Raw genomic sequence first — 16,311 nt, forward strand, 5'->3', positions numbered from 1 at the left:
TTAGGGTGAGGGCATCAGGCCACACCAATATTTGAATCCCATCACAATCACTGCATTCCCCTTTTCCCTTTTACTTCGTGCTGGCTAAATTAGTAACTCATCCGACCACATAACAATAATTTTACACTGGAAGAGACTATGAGCCGCTACCCGTCGCTATTCGCCCCCCTCGATCTGGGGTTCACAACGCTCAAAAACCGCGTGTTGATGGGCTCAATGCATACCGGGCTGGAGGAGCATCCGGACGGGGCCGAGCGTCTGGCGGCCTTTTATGCCGAGCGCGCGCGCCACGGGGTGGCGCTGATCGTCACCGGGGGTGTGGCTCCCGCGCCATCAGGCGTGGGGATGGAAGGCGGAGCGGTGCTTAACGATGCGTCACAACTGCCGCACCATCGCATTGTGACCGATGCCGTTCACAGCGAAGGCGGTAAAATTGCCCTACAGATCCTGCATACCGGGCGTTATAGCTATCAGCCCAATCTGGTGGCACCGTCGGCCATTCAGGCACCGATTAACCGCTTCAAGCCGCATGCCCTCAGCCACGATGAAGTGCTGGCGCTGATTGACGACTTCGCCCGCTGTGCGGCGCTGGCGCGTGAAGCAGGCTATGACGGCGTCGAGGTAATGGGCTCCGAGGGCTATCTGATTAACGAATTCCTCGCCGCCCGCACTAACCAGCGTGACGACGAATGGGGCGGCGATTATGCGCGACGTATGCGCTTTGCCGTCGATGTGGTACGCGCCGTGCGCGAACGTGCGGGCGCTGACTTTATTATCATCTTCCGCCTGTCGATGCTGGATCTGGTGGAAGGCGGCGGGACGTTTGACGAGACCGTCCAGCTGGCGCAGGCGATTGAAGCCGCCGGTGCCACCCTCATCAATACCGGGATTGGCTGGCACGAGGCGCGTATCCCGACTATCGCCACGCCGGTACCGCGCGCAGCATTCACCTGGGTTACGCGCAAGCTGAAAGGCAAAGTGTCTGTTCCGCTGGTGACCACTAACCGTATTAACGATCCGCAGGTGGCGGATGATGTCATCTCACGCGGCGATGCCGATATGGTGTCGATGGCGCGTCCGTTCCTGGCAGATGCAGAACTGCTTTCCAAAGCGCAAAGCGGGCGTGCGGATGAGATCAACACCTGCATCGGCTGTAATCAGGCCTGTCTGGATCAGATCTTCGTCGGGAAAGTAACCTCCTGCCTGGTTAACCCCCGCGCCTGCCATGAAACCAAAATGCCGGTGCTCCCGGTAGACAAATCAAAACGCCTGGCGGTTGTCGGGGCGGGCCCCGCGGGGCTGGCGTTTGCGGTAAATGCGGCGTCGCGCGGGCACAGCGTGACGCTGTTCGATGCCGCAGGCGAAATTGGCGGGCAGTTTAATATTGCCAAACAGATCCCCGGCAAAGAGGAGTTCTATGAAACGCTGCGCTACTACCGCCGGATGATCGAGCTCACGGGTGTGGATCTGCGGCTCAACCAGTGGGTAAGTGCGCCAGATCTGCTGGATTACGACGAGGTGATCCTGGCGAGCGGGATCGCCCCGCGCACGCCTGCGATCGAGGGTATCGATCATCCTAAGGTGCTGAGCTATCTCAATGTGCTGCGCGATAAAGCGCCGGTTGGGGAAAACGTCGCCATTATCGGCTGCGGTGGGATCGGCTTTGATACCGCCATGTATTTAAGCCAGCCGGGCGAGGCCACCAGCCAGAACATTGCCGAATTTTGCGTGGAATGGGGCATCGACACCAGCCTGAGCCAGTCCGGCGGCCTGCGCCCGGAAGGGCCACAGCTGCCAAAAAGCCCACGGCAGATCGTCATGCTGCAGCGCAAAGCGAGTAAACCGGGTGAAGGACTGGGGAAAACAACCGGCTGGATCCACCGCGCCACCCTGCTTTCGCGTGGCGTGAAGATGATCCCGGCGGTGAGCTATCAGAAGATCGACGACGACGGCCTGCACGTCACGATCGGCGGTGAGCCACAGCTGCTGCGCGTGGATCATGTGATTTTATGTGCCGGGCAGGAGCCGAAGCGCGATCTGGCGGATCCGCTGCGTGAGGCAGGTAAAACGGTGCATTTGATCGGCGGATGCGATGTGGCAATGGAGCTGGATGCGCGGCGGGCCATTGCGCAGGGCACCCAGCTTGCACTGGTTATTTAGCGACGACGTCCCAGCTTCACCGCTTTCAGCACCACGAACTTGTTGTTGGTGGCGATGGTGACGCAGTTACCGAAAATCTTCTTCAGCTTGTGGAAGTAGTCCAGGTGACGGTTCGCCACAATATACAGCTCGCCGTTGATTTTCAGGCAGCGGCGCGCATGGTGGAACATCTCCCACGCGACGTTATCCGTCAGGGCGTGCTTCTGATGGAACGGTGGGTTGCAGAACACGGCGTTGAAGCGAAAAGGCTCTACGCCGGACAGCGCGTTATTAATCATAAACTCACAGCGATCCAGCGCCTCTGGCATGTTGGTTTCCACGTTCAGACGGCTCGACGCCACCGCCATTGGCGATTCGTCGCTGAAGACCACGCTGGCTTGTGGGTTCTTTGCCAGCAGCGTCAGGCCAATCACGCCGTTACCGCAGCCGAGATCCACAATCTCCCCTTCCAGATTTTCCGGCAGATGTTCAATAAAGAAACGTGCGCCGATATCAAGGCCGGTACGTGAGAAGACGTTCGCATGGTTGTGGATGGTCCAGTCGGTGCCTTCCATCTTCCAGCTCAGCGTCTCTGGCGCGTCAGCCAGTTCCGGCGCGCTGAAGGTACAGTTGATCAGGCGCGCTTTTTTCCAGGCCAGCGTCGTGGTGGTCGGGCCCAGCACTTTCTCGAACAGCTCCAGCGTTGAGGTATGAATATCACGCGCCTTCGCGCCCGCGATGATGCGCGTCTCTGGCGTGACGACTTTCCGTAATGCACGCAGTTGCTGCTCCAGCAACGCCATGGTTTTTGGCACTTTGATCAGCACCACGCCCGGCGCCTGCGGGTAGTCTGCGGTGCTGTCGAGGAACTTCACGCTGGATTCATCGAGATCGTTGTGACGCAGATTTTCACGCGTCGCCAGCTCGCTTAAGTATGAATCGCCAATGCTGTAAGGCGTGTGCGCCGCCAGGGCGCAGCCCAGCGCTCCGAAGGCATCATTCAGGATCAGAACCGGGCCGCGAATTTCAGTGTCATCCAACTGTTGCAGCAGATATTCATCCGCCGCTTCCCACGCCTGAAGCGGGTTAACGTCGTCCGTCTCCGGGAAACGTTTAAGGTTGAGTGAACGGAAACCGTTGTCTAAGTGGCTCATCGGCCCTCCTGAATGGTAAAATTTCGGCGTTATCCCTGAAAAGGGTGCGTGAGTATACCCGTTTTCAACTTATTTTGGGGTTTTGATGAACCAGCTGACTTATCTCCAGGGCTACCCGGAGCATTTGCTCTCCCAGGTACGCACGTTAATTGCCGAGCAAAAACTGGGGGCGGTGCTGGAAAAACGTTATCCCGGCATGCACGATGTCGCGACCGATAAGGCCCTCTGGCAGTATACGCAGGATCTCAAAAACCGGTATCTGAAGAGTGCCCCACCCATCAATAAAGTGATGTACGACAACAAGATCCACGTGCTGAAAAACGCGCTCGGCCTGCATACCGCCATTTCACGCGTACAGGGCGGTAAGCTAAAAGCAAAAGCCGAGATCCGCGTCGCCACCGTCTTTCGCAACGCACCGGAAGCCTTTCTGCGGATGATCGTGGTGCACGAGCTGGCGCACCTGAAGGAAAAAGAGCATGACAAGGCGTTCTATTCCCTGTGCTGCCATATGGAGCCACAGTACCATCAGCTGGAGTTTGATACCCGTTTGTGGCTTACGCATTTATCGTTAAAGAGTAATGCGCAGTAGCGCACTGGTTTTGCAACAATCACGTGCTACAGTGGCTAAAGGTTCCCCGCTATGGAGTACGTAAACGTTTATGATACGTTTCGCAGTCATTGGTACGAACTGGATCACGCGCCAGTTCGTCGACGCCGCCCACGAAACCGGCAAACTTAAGCTCACCGCCGTCTATTCCCGCAGCCTTGAACAGGCGCAGGCCTTCGCGAATGATTATCTGGTTGAACATCTGTTCACCTCGCTTGATGAGATGGCGCAAAGCGACGCCATTGACGCGGTCTATATCGCCAGCCCGAACGCCCTGCACTTCCCGCAAACCCGGCTCTTCCTCAGCCATAAAAAGCATGTCATTTGCGAGAAGCCGTTGGCCTCGAATATCGAGGAAGTGGAAGCCGCCATTCAGTGCGCCCGCGACAACCAGGTGGTGCTGTTCGAAGCGTTCAAAACCGCCAGCCTGCCGAACTTCCTGCTGCTACAGCAGTCTTTGCCGAAGGTGGGCAAAGTGCGCAAAGCCTTTATTAACTACTGTCAGTACTCGTCGCGCTACCAGCGTTATCTGGACGGCGAGAACCCGAACACCTTTAATCCGGCCTTCTCCAACGGCTCGATTATGGACATCGGTTTCTATTGCCTGGCCTCTGCGGTTGCCCTGTGGGGCGAGCCGCACGGCGTAACGGCCACTGCCAGCCTGCTGGAGAGCGGTGTGGATGCGCACGGTGTCGTGGTGCTGGATTACGGTGATTTCAGCGTCACGCTGCAGCACTCCAAAGTGAGTGACTCCGTCCTGCCAAGTGAAATTCAGGGTGAAAACGGATCGCTGGTTATCGAGAAGATCTCCGAATGCCAGAAGCTGAGTTTTGTGCCGCGCGGCGGTAAAGCGCAGGAGCTGACGCAGCCTCAGCATATTAACACTATGCTCTATGAGGCAGAGGTCTTCGCCCGTCTGGTGGAAGACAACGAAGTGAATCACCCGGGGCTTGCGATAAGCCGCACCACGGCGAAGCTGCAAACGGAAATCCGTCGCCAGACCGGCGTGGTTTTCCCGGCTGACGGCGTGAGTACAGAAGCTATCGCGTAAAGCTGTGTAATGAATGACTGAGGACCATTGACGAAACTGATGGTCTGACATATTTTGTTACGAGCAAAGGGGAGTAACTTCCTTGCCGGTGGATCGTCATTACGATGCGTGCAAAACCGCATCCGGTCGCCGGGCAACCTTCGTGGTTGTAAGTGAGACCTTGCCGGAAGGCGAGGTCTATGCATAAAAAGCTAACGGCTATCGTCTTCTGACCATGGCCGTTTTTGTTTTTTATGTGTAAGGAAAATAGTATGCATTCTGTCGGCACTCCAATGTTGTGGGGCGGATTCGCGGTTGTCGTGCTCATCATGCTGGCAATCGACCTCTTTTTGCAGGGCCGTCGCGGCGAGCACGGTATGAGCGTCAAGCAAGCCGCCGTCTGGTCGCTGGTGTGGGTATCCCTCTCACTCCTTTTCTGCGCCGCCTTCTGGTGGTATCTGGCCTCGACCGAAGGCCGTGCGGTGGCTGATCCTCAGGCGCTCGCCTTCCTCACCGGTTATCTGATTGAAAAAGCGCTGGCGGTTGATAACGTCTTCGTCTGGCTGATGCTGTTCAGCTACTTTGCCGTGCCTGCTGCCCTGCAGCGTCGCGTGCTGGTTTACGGCGTGCTGGGGGCAATCGTCCTGCGTACCATCATGATCTTCGCCGGTAGCTGGCTGATAACCCAGTTCGAATGGCTGCTGTACGTCTTTGGCGCGTTCCTGCTGTTCACCGGGGTTAAAATGGCGCTGGCGAAAGAAGACGAAACCGGTATTGGTGATAAGCCGCTGGTGAAGTGGATCCGTGGTCATCTGCGCATGACGGACAAAATCGAGAGCGAGCATTTCTTTGTCCGCAAGAATGGCCTGCTGTTCGCCACCCCGCTGCTGCTGGTGCTGATTCTGGTGGAGCTGAGCGATGTGATCTTCGCCGTGGACAGTATCCCGGCTATCTTCGCCGTCACCACCGACCCGTTCATTGTGCTGACCTCTAACCTGTTCGCTATTCTCGGTCTGCGTGCGATGTACTTCCTGCTGGCAGGCGCGGCTGAGCGCTTCTCAATGCTGAAGTACGGTCTGTCGGTGATCCTGGTGTTTATCGGTATCAAGATGCTGATTGTCGATTTCTACCATATCCCGATTGCCATCTCGCTCGGCGTGGTGTTTGGCATTCTGCTGGTAACGCTGATTATCAATACCTGGGTTAACCGCCAGCACGATAAAAAGCAGCAGGTGGAGTAATCCCCTCACCCTGGCCCTCTCCCCACAGGGGAGAGGGTGAACACACTTTCGTTAAGCAATAGTTAAAAAACATGATGCAACACGTAAAATCCAGCATTTTACTCTTCCGCCTTTCCTCGCTTTCCCTGATACTCAACCAGGCAAACAAATACTTACATCCGGACATAAATGTGCCTTAGAGCACAGCCAGGATGGAACGCAATTTCACTCAGGAATAACGTATGAGCACACAATCACGCGGTCTGTTCGCGCGCCTGGCGCAGGGCAGCCTTGTAAAACAAATTCTGGTCGGGTTGGTACTGGGTATTCTGCTGGCTATGGTGTCAAAACCTGCTGCAGAAGCCACGGGACTGCTTGGAACCCTTTTCGTTGGCGCACTGAAAGCCGTGGCACCGGTACTGGTTCTGATGCTGGTCATGGCGTCGATTGCCAACCACCAACACGGACAAAAAACCAACATTCGGCCGATCCTCTTCCTGTATCTTCTGGGCACCTTCTCCGCTGCCTTAACCGCCGTGGTATTTAGCTTCCTGTTCCCGTCTACGCTGCACCTGACCAGCGCGGCCGGTGATGTCACGCCGCCATCCGGGATTGTGGAAGTGCTGCGTGGCCTGCTGATGAGCATGGTCTCTAACCCAATCACGGCGCTGATGAACGCAAACTACATTGGCATCCTGGTCTGGGCAATTGGGCTGGGCTTCGCGCTGCGTCATGGTAATGAGACCACGAAAAACCTGGTTAACGATGTCTCGAACGCCGTGACCTTCATGGTGAAAATCGTTATTCGCTTCGCCCCAATCGGTATTTTTGGTCTGGTCTCCTCTACGCTGGCAACCACCGGTTTTGACGCGCTGTGGGGCTACGCACAGCTGCTGATGGTCCTGGTTGGCTGCATGCTGCTGGTGGCGCTGGTAGTTAACCCCCTGCTGGTGTTCTGGCAGATCCGCCGCAACCCGTATCCACTGGTAATGACCTGCCTGCGCGAGAGCGGCGTGTACGCCTTCTTTACCCGCAGCTCTGCAGCTAACATTCCGGTTAACATGGCGCTGGCGGAAAAACTGAATCTGGATCGTGATACTTACTCCGTGTCTATCCCGCTGGGTGCAACCGTGAACATGGCGGGCGCGGCGATCACCGTCACCGTGCTGACCCTGGCGGCAGTGCATACGCTGGGTATCGCGGTGGATCTGCCTACGGCGCTGCTGTTGAGCGTGGTGGCCTCGCTGTGTGCCTGTGGCGCATCCGGCGTGGCGGGCGGCTCTCTGCTGTTGATCCCGCTGGCGTGCAATATGTTTGGTATCCCGAACGAAATTGCCATGCAGGTGGTCGCAGTCGGCTTCATTATCGGTGTGCTGCAGGATTCCTGTGAGACGGCGCTGAACTCTTCTACCGACGTGCTGTTCACCGCTGCGGCCTGTCAGGCGGAAGATGCGCGTTTAGCGAAGAACGCATTACGAGGTTAACAGCAAAACGGCAACCCTGAGGTTGCCGTTTTTAGTGTTTGTCCCCTCTCCCGTGGGAGAGGGTCAGTGTGAGGGCACCAGCCCGCACCCAACTTACAACGTCACCCCACTCTTAAAGATCGCCAGCTCGCGGAAGTCGTTTTTCTCGTTGCAGGTCTGCTTGCCGTTGGCAAACGCCACGATAGTATCCACAAACTCCGTCAACAGTTGCGGCATTTCTTTACTGTGAATGAGCTGACCGGCATCAAAGTCGATCCAGTGCTTTTTCTTCGCCGCCAGTTCACTGTTGGTGGCAATTTTGACCGTCGGGACAAACCCGCCGTACGGCGTACCGCGGCCGGTGCTGAACAGCACCATGTGGCAGCCGGCACCGGCCAGCGCGCTGGTGGCAACCGCATCGTTCCCCGGGGCGCTCAGCAGGTTCAGACCGTGGGTTTTCAGGCGTTCGCCGTAGCGCAGGACATCCACCACCTGGCTGGCGCCCGCTTTCTGGGTACAACCCAGTGACTTCTCTTCAAGCGTGGTGATCCCACCTGTTTTGTTACCCGGCGACGGGTTCTCATAAATCGGCTGGTTATGAGCGATGAAGTACTGTTTGAAATCATTCACCATGGTGACCGTTTTCTCAAACGTCGCTTCATCACGGCAGTGGCTCATCAGGATACGCTCGGCACCGAACATCTCCGGCACTTCCGTCAGCACCGTCGTTCCCCCGTTGGCGATCACATAGTCCGAGAAGCGGCCCAGCATCGGGTTCGCGGTGATGCCGGAAAGACCGTCCGAGCCTCCACACTCCAGCCCAAACTTAAGCTCGCTCAGCTTGCCCGGCTCACGTTTATCGTGGCGCATCGCCTCATACAGCTGGTGCAGTTGCTCAACGCCCGCTTCCACTTCATCATCCTGATGCTGACACACCATAAAGTGCACGCGCTCAGGGTCAAACTCGCCCAGCGTCTCCCGGAAGGCATCCACCTGGTTGTTCTCGCAGCCTAGGCCAATCACCAGCACCGCTCCCGCGTTCGGATGACGCACCATGTTTTGCAGCATGGTACGGGTGTTGATGTGATCGTCACCCAGCTGTGAACAGCCGTAGGTGTGGCTGAACAGGTGCACGCCGTCAATGCCTTCGGCATCGTGAGTCTCTTTCAGGAAACGCGTCTGGATTTGACGCGCGATCCCGTTCACGCAACCGACTGTCGGGAGGATCCAGAGTTCGTTGCGGATCCCTACCTCACCGTTGGCGCGGCGGTAGATCTGCACCTCACGATCCGCCGCCTGCTCCTCTTGCGCATGGAAATCAGGTTGATAGCTGTACTCGTCCAGATCGCTCAGATTGGTGCGGGTATTGTGGGAATGAATGTATTCACCCGGCGCAATATCCGCCAGCGCATGGCCAATCGGTAAACCGTACTTCACCACGTTCTCCCCTTTCATAATGGGGATCAGGGCAAACTTATGTCCACGTCCAATGGCCTGGCGCAACGTGACCGATTGATTACCGAAAGTGACCTCTGTTCCTTCGGTCAGATCTGCCAGCGCGACGCCGACGTTATCCAGCGAATGGATTTTGATGTAGTGCATATCAACCTCAAACGGGCTTAGTTCAGTTCAATGGCGAAGTATTCACGCGCATTGTTAAAGCAGATGTTTCTCACCATCTCGCCAAGCAGCTGGATATCCGCCGGTGCTTCGCCCGCGTGCACCCAGCGGCCAATCATCTGGCACAGAATGCGGCGGAAGTATTCGTGGCGGGTGTAGGAGAGGAAACTGCGGCTGTCGGTCAGCATGCCGACAAAGCGGCTTAACAGACCCAACTGCGCCAGTTGCGTCATCTGACGCTCCATGCCATCTTTCTGGTCATTGAACCACCAGCCGGAGCCGAACTGCATCTTGCCCGGCATCCCTTCCCCCTGGAAGTTGCCGATCATGGTGCCCAGCACTTCGTTATCGCGCGGGTTCAGGCAGTAGAGGATGGTTTTGGGCAGCAGGTTTTGCTCGTTCTGTTTGCTCAGCAGTTTAGAGAGCGCTTCGGCCAGCGGACGGTCGTTGATGGAGTCAAAGCCCACGTCCGCGCCCAGCAGTTTGAACTGACGCTGGTTGTTATTACGCAGCGCGCCAATGTGGTACTGCTGCACCCAGCCGCGACGGGCATATTCAGCGCCAAGGAAGACCAGTACCGCAGTTTTGAACTGGGCGACTTCATGCTCGCTCAGGGCTTCACCGGAGAGACGGCGCGCCAGAATGCTATCCAGCTCGGCTTCGTTAGATTCTGCAAACAGCACCACATCCAGGGCATGGTCAGAGACTTTACAGCCGTGTGCCGCAAAGTGATCCAGACGTTTGATCAGCGCGCTCTGCAGGTCCGCAAAACGACGGATGTCGGTGTCAGAAACCTCGCCCAGCTTCACTATATAGTCGCTAAAGGTGTCGAGTTCGATGTTAAAGGCTTTATCCGGACGCCAGCTTGGCAGCACTTTGATATCAAACGCGGTGTCTTTTGCAATGACCGCGTGATGCTCAAGCGAATCGATCGGGTCGTCGGTGGTGCCCACCATCTTCACGTTCATCTGCTTCATGATGCCGCGCGCGGAGAAGTTATCCTGTGCCAGCAAGTCGTTGCACTGCTCCCAAATCTCATCCGCCGTAGCCGGTGAAAGCAGCTTACCGGTAATGCCAAACGGACGGCGCAGTTCGAGGTGCGTCCAGTGATAGAGCGGGTTACCGATGGTCTGCGGCACGGTAGCCGCCCAGGCATCAAATTTCTCGCGGTCGCTTGCGTCGCCGGTACACAGGCGTTCAGCGACGCCGTTGGTGCGCATGGCGCGCCATTTATAATGATCGCCCTTCAGCCAGATGTCATACAGGTTTTTGAAACGGTAATTGTCGGCAACCTGCTGCGGCGGTAAATGGCAGTGGTAATCAAAAATGGGCTGGTCTTTTGCGTAGTCGTGATACAGGCGGCGGGCAAATTCAGTGTCTAACAGAAAATCGTCGGTCATAAACGGTGTCATTATCGTCTTCCTCGTAACGGGAGCGGCAGAAAGCTTATGTTCAGATGCTGCAAAGTTATCACACCAATTTCCAGAGCCTGAGGTTTTTTTCGTGAGTTGGATCAATAAACCCGGACAAAAAAATTACCCCGAATGAGGTAAACCCTTCTGCAGGCCGCGTCAGAACTGGCTTCGCCTGCGCCAGATAATGCCCCTACAAAGAATCATACATTTGTGATGTCACTCACCTTTTAAAGTTGTATGACAAGTTATCTTTTCGCCGTCGCAAACACGCAGCCGACGGAATGCATTACCGGTGTCAGACATCGGATTTAACGGTACGGAAACCGACTTATGCACGCTTATTTATGGCAAGGTTCGGGCCGTTCCGGGACGTTCTCCCGGTTACGCCCCTCCCGTTACACAGCCCTCCCCCAAACCGGTGAGAGGTTGCCGTGCCCTGGCACGGAAATAACATAACGATGAGGTTTTAGATGCGTAAAATTAAAGGGTTACGTTGGTATATGATCGCACTGGTGACGCTCGGCACCGTGCTGGGCTACCTGACGCGTAACACCGTGGCAGCCGCCGCGCCCACGTTGATGGAAGAGCTGCACATCTCCACGCAGCAATACTCCTACATCATTGCCGCCTACTCCGCGGCTTATACCATCATGCAGCCTGTTGCAGGCTATGTGCTGGACATTCTCGGTACCAAAATCGGTTATGCCTTCTTCGCCATCGCCTGGGCGGTATTCTGCGGTGCAACGGCGCTGGCAGGGAGTTGGGGTGGCCTGGCGCTGGCACGCGGCGCGGTAGGTGCGGCGGAAGCGGCGATGATCCCGGCAGGGCTGAAAGCCAGCTCTGAGTGGTTCCCGGCAAAAGAGCGTTCTATTGCGGTCGGTTACTTCAACGTCGGCTCGTCCATCGGGGCGATGATTGCCCCTCCTCTGGTGGTGTGGGCCATCGTCATGCACAGCTGGCAGATGGCGTTTATTATCTCTGGCGTACTGAGCTTTGCCTGGGCCATGGCGTGGCTGGTGTTCTATAAACACCCGCGTGACCAGAAAAAACTGTCTGAAGAAGAACGCGAGTACATCATTGGCGGTCAGGAAGCGCAGCACCAGACTAACAACGGCAAAAAAATGTCCGTCTGGCAGATCCTGGGGACCCGTCAGTTCTGGGGTATCGCGCTGCCACGTTTCCTGGCTGAACCGGCCTGGGGCACCTTTAACGCCTGGATCCCGCTGTTCATGTTTAAGGTTTATGGCTTTAACCTGAAAGAGATCGCCATGTTCGCCTGGATGCCCATGCTGTTCGCTGACCTGGGCTGTATCGTGGGTGGTTACCTGCCGCCACTGTTCCAGCGCTGGTTTGGGGTGAACCTGATTGTTTCCCGTAAGATGGTCGTGACCATGGGCGCGCTGCTGATGATTGGCCCGGGGATGATCGGCCTGTTCACCAGCCCGTACGTGGCTATCGCCCTGTTGTGCATCGGTGGCTTTGCTCACCAGTCGCTCTCCGGTGCGCTGATTACCCTCTCGTCTGACGTGTTCGGCCGTAACGAAGTGGCAACGGCCAACGGCCTGACCGGGATGGCCGCCTGGACCGCAAGTACGCTGTTTGCGCTGGTGGTGGGTGCGCTGGCGGATACCATCGGTTTCAGCCCGCTGTTTGCGGTACTGGCTATCTTCGACCTGATGGGGGCAGTCGTTATCTGGACGGTGCTGAAAAGCAAATCTGCCGACGAACTGGCGAAAGAGTCCCTCGGGGGACCGGCGACGCAGAGTTAGCATTGCTGTGCCGGGTGGCGCTGCGCTTACCCGAGCTATAAAACCAGCCGCCTCCGGGCGGCTTTTTTAATGGCAAAATCTGGAGAGTGGCATGCAAAAGTGGTATAACAAATCATCCGCCGTACCCTGCCTGGAGCGCATATGGAAATCACCGAACCACGTCGTTTATATCAACAACTTGCTGCCGAGCTGAAAGATCGCATCGAGCAAGGGGTCTATCTTGTCGGTGACAAACTCCCCGCTGAGCGCTTCATAGCCGATGAAAAAAACGTGAGCCGCACCGTGGTGCGTGAAGCGATCATCATGCTCGAAGTGGAAGGTTACGTTGAGGTTCGCAAAGGTTCCGGCATTCATGTGATTTCTAATCAGCCTAAACACTCTCCTGTTGCGGACGAAAGCCTGGAATTTGCCAGCTATGGTCCGTTTGAGCTGCTCCAGGCCCGCCAGCTCATTGAAAGCAACATTGCGGAATTTGCGGCAACCCAGGTGACCAAGCAGGACATCATGAAACTGATGGAGATCCAGGAGAACGCCCGCAAGGAAAAATGTTTCCGCGATTCGGAGTGGGATCTGCAGTTCCACGTTCAGGTGGCACTGGCAACGCAAAATACCGCGCTGGCCGCAATTGTAGAAAAAATGTGGACTCAGCGCGTTCACAACCCGTACTGGAAAAAACTGCACGATCATATCGATTCACGTACGGTGGATAACTGGTGTGACGATCACGACCAAATCCTCAAGGCGCTGATTCGTAAAGATCCCCACGCCGCAAAACTGGCCATGTGGCAGCACCTCGAGAACACCAAGCAGATGCTGTTCAATGAGACCAGTGACGACTTCGAATTTAACGCCGACCGTTATCTTTTTGCGGATAATCCTGTCGTTCACCTCGATACCGCGTCAAGTCAGGCAAAATAGTTTGCCTCCGTGCTGGCAGGCGCTTCGCTGCGCCTTCCCACGCTTATGGGTAAGCAAAACATATATAGTGTCAGCCTTTGTAAATCCCCTCGCTCACTTCCAGGGCTTACGCCAAAATCATCACACCCTGCAAATTCTGTGACGCAGAACGTTGGGCTTTGTTACAATTGGATTCAATTCCTTATTTTGTAAGTTAGTGCTTGCTAACCAGCCAATTAACAGGGAACAGTGTTGGCCACACCGCAATGTGTCCGCGAGCGACCATAATGAAATCACAACAATGTCGCCGTGCTGTTTGTCCCGGATAACAGGCGTGACGTTAACCGATTTCCAGGAACACTGAATGGAACTTTTGACCCAACTACTGAATGCCCTCTGGGCTCAGGATTTCGAAACGCTGGCCAACCCTTCCATGATTGGCATGCTCTATTTTGTCCTGTTTATGATCCTGTTCCTTGAGAACGGTCTGCTGCCTGCGGCCTTTTTGCCCGGCGACAGTTTGCTGGTGCTGGTCGGCGTGCTGTGTGCCAAAGGGGCGATGGCGTTTCCGCAAACCATTTTTTTACTGACCGTCGCCGCCAGCCTCGGCTGCTGGGTGAGCTACATCCAGGGACGATGGCTTGGCAATACGCGGATCGTGCAGAACTGGCTTTCGCACCTTCCGGCGCATTATCACCAGCGGGCGCACCATCTTTTCCATAAGCACGGCCTTTCCGCACTGCTGATTGGCCGCTTTATTGCGTTTGTACGTACTTTGTTGCCGACCATCGCGGGTCTGTCAGGTCTCAGCAGCACTCGCTTCCAGTTCTTTAACTGGATGAGCGGCCTGCTGTGGGTGCTGATCCTCACCACGCTGGGCTATGCGCTGGGTAAAACGCCGGTCTTCATGAAGTATGAAGATCAGCTGATGTCATGCCTGATGCTGCTGCCTGTCGTCCTGCTGGTCTTCGGCCTGATCGGTTCGCTGGTTGTCCTGTGGAAGAAAAAATACGGAGCCAGGAGCTAACCATGGTTATCTCAGCGCTCTCCCTGCGTCGTTGTGCGTACGCACTGATCGCCCTGGTGCTTATCAGCGCCATGCTTCTGGTCTGGAGCGCGCTTTCGCATCAGGAATCTACGCTGGCCATTCGCCCGGTTAATCAGGGTGTCAGCGTACCGGATGGGTTTTCTGTCTGGCACCATCTGGATGCCAACGGGATCCGCTTTAAAAGTATCACCCCACAAAACGATGTGTTACTGATCAAGTTTGACTCTCGTGCGCAGAGCGCGGCCGCGAAAGTGGTGCTTGACCGCACGCTGCCGCAGGGATACATCATTGCCCAGCAGGACGATGACAGCCGGCCAGCGGCCTGGCTGTCGCTGATTCGCGATACGTCGCATCGATTTGGATAATTACCAGGATTCCGAATCTTTTCACTCACTTTGGTGAATCCCCCGTTTACTTACTATGCTTAAGTACGCGGAGCACCCCTCAAATGTTCTCCGCTTAGTCTGGATAGCGGCGTATGCCGCAACACAATGGAAGGTTTCGATAATGAAATTCCGCATTACTCTGGCTTTGGCCCTTTTATCTTTAAGCACTGCCTCCTTCGCCACTTCTCTCTGTCAGGAGAAAGAGCAGGATATTCAGCGTGAGATCGGTTATGCCGAAAAGCACAACAATCAGCATCGTGTTGAGGGGCTGAAAAAAGCGCTGAGCGAAGTGAAAGCGAACTGTTCAGACAGCCAACTGCGTGCCGATCACCAGAAAAAAATCGCTGAACAGAAGGACGAGATAGCCGAGCGTCGTCACGACCTGCAGGAAGCGAAAGAGAAAGGGGATGCGGAAAAAATTGCCAAGCGCGAGAGAAAGCTGAAAGAAGCGCAGGACGACCTGAAAGCGCTGGAAGCTCGCGATTATTGAGTTAACGGAAATCTCAACAGGAGAAAATCATGTCAAAAGATACGACGTCTGAACATCTGCGCGCTGAACTGAAATCCCTGGCTGACACCCTTGAAGAGGTGCTGAACTCCTCCGCCGATAAGTCAAAAGAAGAGGTCAGCAAACTGCGCAGTAAAGCGGAGCAAGCGCTGAAAGAGAGCCGCTATCGCCTGGGTGAAACCGGTGATGCGCTGGCAAAACAGACCCGTGAAGCCGCAGCGCGTGCTGACGAATATGTTCGCGATAATCCGTGGACGGGTGTCGGTATTGGTGCCGCAATCGGTGTGGTACTGGGCGTACTGCTGACGCGTCGTTGATATGGAAGATCCTCGTCACGCACAAGGGCCTGCTAACAACGTCCTCGGCATCGGCCAGCGTATCTTAACGACGCTGGTCGGGATTGCCGAAACGCGCGTCCGGCTGGCAGTGGTAGAGCTGGAAGAGGAGAAAGCCAACCTCTTCCAGATGCTGCTGATGCTCGGACTGACCATGCTCTTCGCCGCGTTTGGTCTGATGAGCCTGATGGTACTCATCATCTGGGCCATCGATCCGCAATATCGACTCAACGCGATGATTGCCACCACCGTCGTTTTGCTGGTTGCAGCACTGATTGGCGGTATCTGGACGATGCGCAAAGCGCGTAAGTCCACTTTCCTGCGCCATACGCGCCAGGAGCTGGCGAACGATCGCGCTCTGCTGGAGGATGACAAGCCGTGAGCGATAAAGCCGAACGTGAAAAGCGAAAAGCCTTTCTGTTAAGTCAGATCCAGCAGCAACGGCTGGATCTGTCTGCCAGCCGTCGCGACTGGATTGACGCGACGCGTCGGTTTGACCGTGGCTGGAACACCTTCCTGAGCCTGCGTTCCTGGGCTCTGGTTGGCAGCAGTGTGATGGCAATCTGGACGATCCGTCATCCGAATATGCTGATCCGTTGGGCCCGACGCGGCTTTGGTGCCTGGAGCGCCTGGCGCCTGGTGAAAGCGACGATTCGCCAGCAGCAGCTTCGGTGATAAAAGCAAAACGGTAACCCTGGTTACCGTTTTTTGTTTTTACGC

Annotated in this window: 16 protein-coding genes; 13 read left to right on the forward strand and 3 right to left on the reverse strand. The window is 56.0% G+C overall.

Translation table 11 applies throughout. The features are described 5' to 3' along the window. The first annotated feature begins 138 nt into the window (after positions 1-138). Positions 139-2,160 (forward strand): NADPH-dependent 2,4-dienoyl-CoA reductase, encoded by a 2,022-nt coding sequence (locus M8370_RS06595; RefSeq protein ID WP_250020686.1) that lies wholly within the window; start codon positions 139-141, stop codon positions 2,158-2,160. Here the strand turns inward: M8370_RS06595 and rlmG are convergent. Then, a complete protein-coding gene (rlmG, locus tag M8370_RS06600; RefSeq protein WP_013098854.1) occupies positions 2,157-3,293 on the reverse strand; it encodes a 23S rRNA (guanine(1835)-N(2))-methyltransferase RlmG in 1,137 nt (378 codons plus the stop codon). The genes M8370_RS06595 and rlmG overlap by 4 nt on opposite strands. Positions 3,294-3,378: 85 nt before the next feature. On the opposite strand from rlmG, the gene M8370_RS06605 reads away from it, so the two are divergent. The 4 genes from M8370_RS06605 (at position 3,379) to sstT (ending at position 7,634) form a co-directional block, all read left to right on the forward strand. Then, complete coding sequence (locus tag M8370_RS06605; RefSeq protein WP_045902628.1) at positions 3,379-3,882, forward strand: YgjP-like metallopeptidase domain-containing protein; 504 nt, start codon at positions 3,379-3,381, stop codon at positions 3,880-3,882. A 70-nt stretch (positions 3,883-3,952) separates the two neighbouring features. Then, entirely contained in the window at positions 3,953-4,951 is a 999-nt protein-coding gene (locus M8370_RS06610; protein ID WP_013098856.1) for a Gfo/Idh/MocA family protein, read from the forward strand. A 251-nt stretch (positions 4,952-5,202) separates the two neighbouring features. Further along, positions 5,203-6,171 (forward strand): TerC family protein, encoded by a 969-nt coding sequence (locus M8370_RS06615; protein WP_038985777.1) that lies wholly within the window; start codon positions 5,203-5,205, stop codon positions 6,169-6,171. A 221-nt stretch (positions 6,172-6,392) separates the two neighbouring features. After that, complete coding sequence (gene sstT, locus M8370_RS06620; RefSeq protein ID WP_038985779.1) at positions 6,393-7,634, forward strand: serine/threonine transporter SstT; 1,242 nt, start codon at positions 6,393-6,395, stop codon at positions 7,632-7,634. A gap of 93 nt (positions 7,635-7,727) precedes the next feature. Here sstT and M8370_RS06625 read toward each other — a convergent pair whose 3' ends face one another. Both M8370_RS06625 and uxaC read right to left on the reverse strand, forming a co-directional pair. After that, positions 7,728-9,215 (reverse strand): UxaA family hydrolase, encoded by a 1,488-nt coding sequence (locus tag M8370_RS06625; protein WP_250020687.1) that lies wholly within the window; start codon positions 9,213-9,215, stop codon positions 7,728-7,730. 17 nt (positions 9,216-9,232) lie between these two features. Continuing rightward, complete coding sequence (uxaC, locus tag M8370_RS06630) at positions 9,233-10,645, reverse strand: glucuronate isomerase (RefSeq protein WP_250020688.1); 1,413 nt, start codon at positions 10,643-10,645, stop codon at positions 9,233-9,235. Between the two features lie 473 nt (positions 10,646-11,118). On the opposite strand from uxaC, the gene M8370_RS06635 reads away from it, so the two are divergent. The 8 genes from M8370_RS06635 to M8370_RS06670 all read left to right on the forward strand — a co-directional run bounded on the left by M8370_RS06635 (position 11,119) and on the right by M8370_RS06670 (position 16,266). Then, entirely contained in the window at positions 11,119-12,417 is a 1,299-nt protein-coding gene (locus M8370_RS06635) for an MFS transporter (protein ID WP_013098861.1), read from the forward strand. 141 nt (positions 12,418-12,558) lie between these two features. Beyond that, on the forward strand, positions 12,559-13,335 hold the full coding sequence (exuR, locus tag M8370_RS06640) for a transcriptional regulator ExuR (RefSeq protein ID WP_013098862.1): 777 nt from the start codon (positions 12,559-12,561) through the stop codon (positions 13,333-13,335). A gap of 343 nt (positions 13,336-13,678) precedes the next feature. Next, on the forward strand, positions 13,679-14,341 hold the full coding sequence (gene yqjA / locus M8370_RS06645) for a DedA family general envelope maintenance protein YqjA (RefSeq protein ID WP_013098863.1): 663 nt from the start codon (positions 13,679-13,681) through the stop codon (positions 14,339-14,341). 2 nt (positions 14,342-14,343) lie between these two features. Beyond that, on the forward strand, positions 14,344-14,727 hold the full coding sequence (gene mzrA / locus M8370_RS06650; protein WP_020689389.1) for an EnvZ/OmpR regulon moderator MzrA: 384 nt from the start codon (positions 14,344-14,346) through the stop codon (positions 14,725-14,727). A gap of 142 nt (positions 14,728-14,869) precedes the next feature. Continuing rightward, positions 14,870-15,238 carry a DUF1090 domain-containing protein gene (locus M8370_RS06655; protein WP_020689388.1) on the forward strand — a complete coding sequence of 123 codons (369 nt, stop codon included), beginning with the start codon at positions 14,870-14,872 and terminating at the stop codon, positions 15,236-15,238. 29 nt (positions 15,239-15,267) lie between these two features. Further along, on the forward strand, positions 15,268-15,573 hold the full coding sequence (locus M8370_RS06660) for an ElaB/YgaM/YqjD family protein (RefSeq protein ID WP_013098866.1): 306 nt from the start codon (positions 15,268-15,270) through the stop codon (positions 15,571-15,573). 1 nt (position 15,574) lies between these two features. Continuing rightward, entirely contained in the window at positions 15,575-15,973 is a 399-nt protein-coding gene (locus tag M8370_RS06665; protein ID WP_013098867.1) for a phage holin family protein, read from the forward strand. Next, positions 15,970-16,266 carry a YqjK-like family protein gene (locus M8370_RS06670; RefSeq protein ID WP_013098868.1) on the forward strand — a complete coding sequence of 99 codons (297 nt, stop codon included), beginning with the start codon at positions 15,970-15,972 and terminating at the stop codon, positions 16,264-16,266. The genes M8370_RS06665 and M8370_RS06670 overlap by 4 nt, the downstream gene beginning before the upstream one ends. Positions 16,267-16,311 lie beyond the last annotated feature (45 nt).

The sequence above is a fragment of the Enterobacter cloacae complex sp. OE43NF genome (assembly GCF_023544405.1).
Taxonomy (GTDB): Bacteria; Pseudomonadota; Gammaproteobacteria; order Enterobacterales; family Enterobacteriaceae; genus Enterobacter; species Enterobacter cloacae.

Bases quoted from the DNA above. Each gene is read 5' to 3' on its own strand.
- M8370_RS06665 (WP_013098867.1), top strand. From the start codon at position 15,575: ATGGAAGATCCTCGTCACGCACAAGGGCCTGCTAACAACGTCCTCGGC.
- yqjA (WP_013098863.1), top strand. From the start codon at position 13,679: ATGGAACTTTTGACCCAACTACTGAATGCCCTCTGGGCTCAGGATTTC.
- M8370_RS06625 (WP_250020687.1), bottom strand. From the start codon at position 9,215: ATGCACTACATCAAAATCCATTCGCTGGATAACGTCGGCGTCGCGCTG.
- M8370_RS06655 (WP_020689388.1), top strand. From the start codon at position 14,870: ATGAAATTCCGCATTACTCTGGCTTTGGCCCTTTTATCTTTAAGCACT.
- M8370_RS06610 (WP_013098856.1), top strand. From the start codon at position 3,953: ATGATACGTTTCGCAGTCATTGGTACGAACTGGATCACGCGCCAGTTC.
- M8370_RS06660 (WP_013098866.1), top strand. From the start codon at position 15,268: ATGTCAAAAGATACGACGTCTGAACATCTGCGCGCTGAACTGAAATCC.
- uxaC (WP_250020688.1), bottom strand. From the start codon at position 10,645: ATGACACCGTTTATGACCGACGATTTTCTGTTAGACACTGAATTTGCC.
- exuR (WP_013098862.1), top strand. From the start codon at position 12,559: ATGGAAATCACCGAACCACGTCGTTTATATCAACAACTTGCTGCCGAG.
- M8370_RS06595 (WP_250020686.1), top strand. From the start codon at position 139: ATGAGCCGCTACCCGTCGCTATTCGCCCCCCTCGATCTGGGGTTCACA.
- mzrA (WP_020689389.1), top strand. From the start codon at position 14,344: ATGGTTATCTCAGCGCTCTCCCTGCGTCGTTGTGCGTACGCACTGATC.
- sstT (WP_038985779.1), top strand. From the start codon at position 6,393: ATGAGCACACAATCACGCGGTCTGTTCGCGCGCCTGGCGCAGGGCAGC.
- M8370_RS06615 (WP_038985777.1), top strand. From the start codon at position 5,203: ATGCATTCTGTCGGCACTCCAATGTTGTGGGGCGGATTCGCGGTTGTC.
- rlmG (WP_013098854.1), bottom strand. From the start codon at position 3,293: ATGAGCCACTTAGACAACGGTTTCCGTTCACTCAACCTTAAACGTTTC.
- M8370_RS06605 (WP_045902628.1), top strand. From the start codon at position 3,379: ATGAACCAGCTGACTTATCTCCAGGGCTACCCGGAGCATTTGCTCTCC.
- M8370_RS06635 (WP_013098861.1), top strand. From the start codon at position 11,119: ATGCGTAAAATTAAAGGGTTACGTTGGTATATGATCGCACTGGTGACG.